The organism is Mesorhizobium sp. M7A.F.Ca.US.006.04.2.1, from assembly GCF_004022915.1.
Lineage (GTDB): Bacteria > Pseudomonadota > Alphaproteobacteria > Rhizobiales > Rhizobiaceae > Mesorhizobium > Mesorhizobium ciceri.
Genome location: NZ_RZQA01000353.1, coordinates 1 through 6085 on the forward strand (window position 1 = coordinate 1; position 6085 = coordinate 6085).

The 6085-nt window shown below is 65.1% G+C and carries 6 protein-coding genes and 1 pseudogene; 3 read left to right on the top strand and 4 right to left on the bottom strand.

The genetic code is table 11. From position 1 onward, the window contains the following. Both EN925_RS19150 and EN925_RS40795 read right to left on the bottom strand, forming a co-directional pair. A partial coding sequence (locus EN925_RS19150; RefSeq protein WP_164894278.1) for a DNA polymerase Y family protein occupies positions 1-1219 on the bottom strand: 1219 nt, incomplete at its 3' end. Next, complete coding sequence (locus EN925_RS40795; RefSeq protein WP_127368502.1) at positions 1161-2183, bottom strand: hypothetical protein; 1023 nt, start codon at positions 2181-2183, stop codon at positions 1161-1163. The genes EN925_RS40795 and EN925_RS19150, both read right to left, overlap by 59 nt. A gap of 182 nt (positions 2184-2365) precedes the next feature. Between EN925_RS40795 and EN925_RS19160 the strand changes: the two genes are divergently transcribed. Beyond that, positions 2366-2788 (top strand): metallopeptidase family protein, encoded by a 423-nt coding sequence (locus EN925_RS19160; RefSeq protein ID WP_013528779.1) that lies wholly within the window; start codon positions 2366-2368, stop codon positions 2786-2788. A 188-nt stretch (positions 2789-2976) separates the two neighbouring features. Here EN925_RS19160 and EN925_RS19165 read toward each other — a convergent pair whose 3' ends face one another. Together EN925_RS19165 and EN925_RS19170 are read right to left on the bottom strand one after the other, a co-directional pair. Further along, positions 2977-3183 (bottom strand): DUF1737 domain-containing protein, encoded by a 207-nt coding sequence (locus tag EN925_RS19165; RefSeq protein ID WP_013528780.1) that lies wholly within the window; start codon positions 3181-3183, stop codon positions 2977-2979. 51 nt (positions 3184-3234) lie between these two features. Next, complete coding sequence (locus EN925_RS19170; RefSeq protein ID WP_024504050.1) at positions 3235-4110, bottom strand: CoA ester lyase; 876 nt, start codon at positions 4108-4110, stop codon at positions 3235-3237. Positions 4111-4449: 339 nt separating this feature from the next. Here EN925_RS19170 and EN925_RS19175 point away from each other — a divergent pair, with 339 nt between their 5' ends. Both EN925_RS19175 and EN925_RS40800 read left to right on the top strand, forming a co-directional pair. After that, entirely contained in the window at positions 4450-5988 is a 1539-nt protein-coding gene (locus EN925_RS19175; protein ID WP_127368500.1) for a DUF4173 domain-containing protein, read from the top strand. Between the two features lie 3 nt (positions 5989-5991). Continuing rightward, positions 5992-6085 (top strand): annotated as a pseudogene (locus tag EN925_RS40800) (two-component system response regulator CreB); the annotation flags it as partial.

Genomic DNA, 6085 nt, shown 5'->3' on the forward strand with positions numbered 1-6085 from the left:
GCACATCGATGGGTTCGGGCGAGCGGAACAGCCGGATCGGTCGTTCCGGCGGAAATATGGTTTTTGGTGCCTGCAGCCTGTCCGGCTTCTTCGGCGGCGTGGTCCGGCACGGCGCGTCGGTGAAGGGGATGGTGGCGACGGCACGCTCCGGCAGATGGCTTTCGACCGCGACCGGCCGGAGAACCGCGCCATCGCCGAGCCGGGCGCGGATGCGGTCGGCGAACAGCGCGATATCGGCGCCGTCGTCGGTCACCTCGCCGGCAAGATCGGCCTGCTGCATGTCGAAGGTGGCTGATGCCAACACTGAGAGCCGCACCAGATCGAAACCATAGCCGGCATCGATATCCTGTTCGAGCGCGGCCAGCCTTTCATGGAACAGTTTCTGGATCAGCATGGGTTCGCGCATCGGCCGCGAGGTACCGAGCGCGATGCGGCTGACGGCGCCGTCGACGCGAAAGAGCAGCAGCGCCAGCGTCCGGGCGCCCTCGCCGCGGCGCTCGAGGTCGGTCTTCAAGGTCGCCGCCAGCATGCCCACCAGCCGTTCGATGTCCTCGGTCAGGGTGACGGGTTCGGCGAGGTGGCGTTCGACCGAAAGCGGCGCGACGGGCAGGCGCGGCGACACCGCCTCGTCGAGCCGGCCAAGCGCCTGGTCGAGGCGCAGGAGCAGCAGGGCGCCGAAGCGGCGGGCGAGCGGCGCGCGCGGTGCCGCCATGACGGCGCCCGCCGTGCGCAGGCCCACACTTTCCAGGCTGGTGCGGGTCGAAGGTTCTATGCGCAGCGCGGCCAGCGGCAGGGGCGCCAGCAGCGCCTCCTCCTCGCCTGACACAACGATGCGGTCGCCGCAAAAGCGTGCCGCCGCCCAGGCCGCACCCGGCGTCGCGGCAAGCCCGGCGCGGACATCGAAACCCTGATGGAAGAAGCGCGACAGGATGTCGTCCAGCATGGCGCGCTCGCCGCCGAACAGATGGGTGCAGCCGGTGACGTCGAGAAACAGGCCGTCTGCCCCGTCCAGCGCCACCAGCGGGGTGTAGCGGTCGCACCAGTCGGCGAGGCCTTCGAGCAGGCGGCGATCGGCTTCCGGATCGGCCTCGACGACGTCGATCGACGGATGCATGGCGCGCGCATCGGCGATGCCCATGTCGCGCTTCAGGTGCAGCGCCTCAGCCCGCTCGTCGAGGGCCGAGATGCGCTGTGCGTTGCGGTCGCGATGGCTGATCACGAGCGGCGGGTGAGATGGGTGATCCGACGGCCGGGAACGCCAGGACCGCCCCAGACGCTGGCGCAGGATCCTTTCCGCCGCCAGATAGGGAAACCACAGGGACAGGATTCTTTGCCCGGTCTCTTGCCTCGCCCGCTCTTTCGTCGAATGCGCGTTCATCGGGGTTCCACTCCAGTGTGAATTGTCCAGGCAGGGCCGTGCGGCTCTTGCCGATGGTGAGGGTGAAGGCCGGGCGGCCGATCGAGCCGGCCAGCGGCCCGGCGATGGTGTCGCGCGGCACCGCCGGCGCCGAGGCGACGATGAGGCGGACGGGTGCCGCCGTCGGTTCGGGCCCAGCCGCCTGCCGCAGCAGGAACACCGGCCGGCCGGCCGCTTGCGCCCTTGCATGCAGCCGGCGTGTCGCGGTCAGGTCAAGCCGCTGCGGATTGCCGCGGATTTCCAGGATGACGGCGGCGAGCGCCGTCATCCGGGCCGCCTCCTCGGCGACCCACAGTGCATCGACGAGCCTTGGCGCCTCAGAAAACAGCAATTGCTCCGGCTCGATGCCGAACGAGGCGTGAAGCCCCCTGGCATAGGGAAAGCCGGCCTCGCGAAAAATCTCCGATGTGCCGATCCACAGCACCGGCAGCCCCGGCGTTTGCTTGAGGATCAGGCTGGTGAGCGACAAAGCGAAGCCGGCGACGGCCCCGGCATCGCGGGTTTCAAGCCCATGGATTTCGCTCAGGGCGGCCTTCGGCAGCCCGCCGCTCAGGGCGGCATCGAGGCGCCCGACGCCGATAGGCAGGAACGCATCCGGCAACGCCGCGGCAATGCCACGCCGGACGATTGTGAGATCAGTGTTGACGTCAGCATCAAAGGGTGCGGCTGCCGGCGCAGCCAAGCGCTCGGGCAGCGTTCCCTCGATGTTCGCGATCTGGCGGCGCAGGGCAAAAACAGTCTCCCGCGCCACGGCGGTCATCGCCATGACGGTCAGCTTCCACTCACAATTGTTCCTGTTATGTTCCTATAGATTCCAGAGCGCATCCCAAGAGTCAAGCAGAGTCATGGAGAATTTATTCCTCTCTGCAGGGATGGCGCAGGCGCATCGGCCCGTTCATTTGCCGATTCCGGTGCGAAAGCCTATATGCCGGGATCAAAGGACAAAGCATGGCCCGCATCTACAAGACCCGCACCTGGCACGACGAACTCTCGCCCTCGATGGACGAAATGGAGTTCCTGGCGCTGGAGGCGTACGCCCATCTGCCGGAGGATTTTCGCAAGCTGACCGGCGAGATCGTCATCCAGATCGCCGAATTCCCAACCGACGAAATCATGGACGATCTGTCGCTGGAAACGCCATTCGACCTGCTCGGCCTGTTCGAGGGACGCGGCATCGCCGAGCGCTGGAACCCGCAGACCGGCGAAGGCCCGAACCGCATCACGCTCTACCGCCGCGCCATCCTCGATTACTGGTCCGAGAACGAAGAGACGCTGGGCGACATCGTCACCCACGTGCTGATCCACGAGATCGGCCACCATTTCGGCCTGTCGGACGAAGATATGGAGAAGATCGAAGAGGCGGCGGAGTAGGGGTGCGCTGATATTCAGGTGATGCCGGCCTGCAAATGATGGCTTCCTGCGCTTCCCCGCTCTACCGCGTCGCGGTAGAACTGTGCTCACGTACCCAAAAGTACGCTCCGCTCCGGTTCTCGGAAACCACCATTTTCGACTCGGCCTGACCTGAATCTCAACACACCCTGCGTCGGAGCTTTTCAAATCTACCAGTCACTCAGCTTGGTATCGGGCCCGTATTCCTGACCGTCGATATCCTTGACCACGGCCTGGCCGCAACGCATCGCTTTGGCCTTCTTGTCGTAGGCATAGGTCGGCGAGCCGAACAAATGCCAGCCCTTGTTCAGCGCCGCTGTCACCTTGTGGCAGAAGCTGGCATCGTCCGGAGCGGACAGAAAGCGGTAGAGTTTCATTGTTCAATTCCTGTCGTGAGTAGCTGTAGCCCGCTCGCATCCATCGAGCATTTATGACCCGATGGCGGCTGCCTTCGCCAGCAGTTTTTCGGCCTGCGCCAGGTGCAGCCGCTCGACCATCCTGCCGTTCAGCGCGATCACACCCTTGCCGGCATTCTCGGCGAGCGCGAAGGCTTCCTTCACCGAGCGTGCCTCGGCCACCGCTTCCGTGGACGGCACGAAGGCGCGGTTCGCGGCTTCGATCTGGGCCGGGTGGATGAGGCTCTTGCCGTCGAACCCCATGGCCGCGGCTTCCGCGCATTCATGGGCGAAGGCGTCGAGGTCGCGAAAATCGTTGGAGACGCCGTCGAGCATGTCGATGCCGCCGGCGCGTGCGGCCAGCACCATCTGCATCAGCCATGGCACGAGGTAGCGCCTATCAGGCGTCGCCAGAATGCCGGTCTCCTTGACCAGATCATTCGTTCCGGCAACGAAACAATTGAGCCGCGAGGCCGGATCGCGGCCAAGTTCGGCGATGGCGCCGATGTTGAGCAGCGCCTTGGGCGTCTCGATCATCGCCCATAGTTTCACGCTGTCGGGGGTAAAATTGTCGTCAAGCACGTCGCCGGCCTCGAGCAGGTCGCGCGGCGTGTCGACCTTGGGCAGAAGGATGCCGTCGGGTTCGCAGCTTGCGGCAGCCAGCAGGTCGTCGGCGCCCCATTCGCCTGATATCGCATTGATGCGCACGATCATCTCGCAGCGTCTCTCGGAATGGCCGGCGAAAATGCCGGCCAGTTTTTCGCGGGCGGCGATCTTGTCGGCCGGAGCGACGGCGTCTTCCAGGTCGATGATGATGGCATCGCAGGCAAGCTGCGCGATCTTGGCCAAGGCCTTGTCGCTGGAGGCCGGGATGTAGAGCACGGAGCGGCGCGGACGGTAGGTTTCCATGGCTGATCTATGCCGCTTGTGGGCGGGTGAGGCAAGTCGGGGCATGAAGCTACCAATCTCCCCCACGAGGGGGGAGATCGGCAGCGTTTACCCCTGCACGAAAACTGCACGGGCCTGCGGAAAACCTCCTCGGATCCGCCCTGCCGTTTCCCCGCCCGCTTGCGAGACAAGCGGCATGCACAAGCGAGCAAAGCCCCGTTGGTCCCTGACTCACCGACTGCGTAGCGAGGGCTGGTGGCTGGCCGATCCGCCGCGCGCGTGTCCCGTCGCAACCCTCATTCCCTTTGTCCGCAAAAGCCCGCCAACGGTTCGGCTGGAAGCCATCAGGAAAGCCAGGTCATGACAGCGTTGTTCTCCGCCGCGCCGAGCTATTGCAGCCGTTTCGGTGTCGCCATCCTGCTGGCAGCGCTCGCGGATTTTCTGTTCTATGGCCAGCCCGCCGGGATCACGGTTCTCCTGTTCGCCCTGCTGATTGCCGCGGCGGTCGTGGCTGTGCACCCGGCCGCCTTCAACGACGGCCGGGTCTGGCTCAAGCCCATCGCCTTGCTTGTCGCGCTGCTGCCGCTGGCTGAAAACGTCAGCACCCTGTCGGTCTCGATCGCGCTGGCGGCGCTGACCGTCTTCGCGCTTTCGTTGAGCGGCCGGCTGCGGCACAGCATCGCCCGCATTGCCGGGCAGATCGTGCTGTTCGGGCTGGCGGCGCCGTTCCGCTTCGTCATTGATTTCATCCGCTGGCGCAGGACGGCGCGGCGGTTCGGTGGGCGTCGCATCCGGCTGGCGGCGATCGCCGTCTGGGTGATGCCGCTGACGCTGGGCGCGGTCTTCCTGGCGCTGTTCGGTGCCGCCAATCCGGTCATCGACTATTGGCTGTCGCTGATCGATCTCGTGAGGCTGCTCGATCTTATCCAGCTGGCGCGGATTGCCTTCTGGCTGTTCGTGCTCGCCGCTGTCTGGGCTTTTCTGCGACCGCGCCTGCCGCGCCTGGTTCGCCGCATCCCGCGCGCGTTGCCGGCGGTCAGCGCTCAAGCCGGCAAAACCGCCACCACCATCGAAGACATCCTGTTCGGCAAGGCCGCCATCCTGCGCGCCCTGATCGTCTTCAACATCCTGTTTGCGCTGCAGACGGCGCTCGACGCCGCCTATCTGTGGGGCGGGGCAGCGCTTCCCGATGGGCTTAGCTACGCCTCCTACGCGCATCGTGGCGCCTATCCCTTGATCGTCACGGCACTGCTTGCCGCCGGCTTCGTGCTGGCAGCGCTGCGACCCGGCAGCGAAACCTCGGCCGATCCGCTGATCCGCCGGCTGGTCTATGTCTGGGTGGCGCAGAACATCATGCTGGTCATCTCGTCGATCCTGCGGCTCGACCTCTATATCGGCATCTATGCATTGACCTACTGGCGCGTCGCCGCCTTTGTCTGGATGGGGCTGGTGGCATCAGGCCTTGCCCTGATCATTGCCCGCATCGCGCTTAGAAAATCCAACGAATGGCTGCTGTCCGCCAATCTTCTGACGTTATCCCTGACGCTTTATGCCGGCTGTTTCATCAATTTCGCAGCAACGATCGCCAACTACAATGTCGACCATTCCCTCGAAATGACCGGCCAGGGCATTCCCCTAGACGCCTGGTATCTTCACTCGCTCGGTCCGGGCGCGTTTCCCGCGCTTGATCGCTTCCTCGAGCACCAGGGCAAGACGGCGGCCGCCGGCACTGTCCGCGAACTGGCCGGCGTGCGCGGCAGCGACGAAATCTGGTATCGAACTATCCAGCAGAACTGGCGGGCCTGGAGCTTTCGCGACTGGCGGCTGCTTCGATATCTCGACACCAAGGAGCCGTTCGTGATTCCCTCCGCTATCGAACCTTCCATGCCGGGCCGCTGATCCATGCCGCATCACATCCTCGTCGCCGACGATGACCCGCACATCCGCGAGGTGATCTGCTTTGCCTTGGAGAAGGCCGGCATGAAAACGACAGGGG

Bases quoted from the DNA above. Each gene is read 5' to 3' on its own strand.
- EN925_RS40795 (WP_127368502.1), bottom strand. From the start codon at position 2,183: ATGGCGATGACCGCCGTGGCGCGGGAGACTGTTTTTGCCCTGCGCCGC.
- EN925_RS19160 (WP_013528779.1), top strand. From the start codon at position 2,366: ATGGCCCGCATCTACAAGACCCGCACCTGGCACGACGAACTCTCGCCC.
- EN925_RS19165 (WP_013528780.1), bottom strand. From the start codon at position 3,183: ATGAAACTCTACCGCTTTCTGTCCGCTCCGGACGATGCCAGCTTCTGC.
- EN925_RS19170 (WP_024504050.1), bottom strand. From the start codon at position 4,110: ATGGAAACCTACCGTCCGCGCCGCTCCGTGCTCTACATCCCGGCCTCC.
- EN925_RS19175 (WP_127368500.1), top strand. From the start codon at position 4,450: ATGACAGCGTTGTTCTCCGCCGCGCCGAGCTATTGCAGCCGTTTCGGT.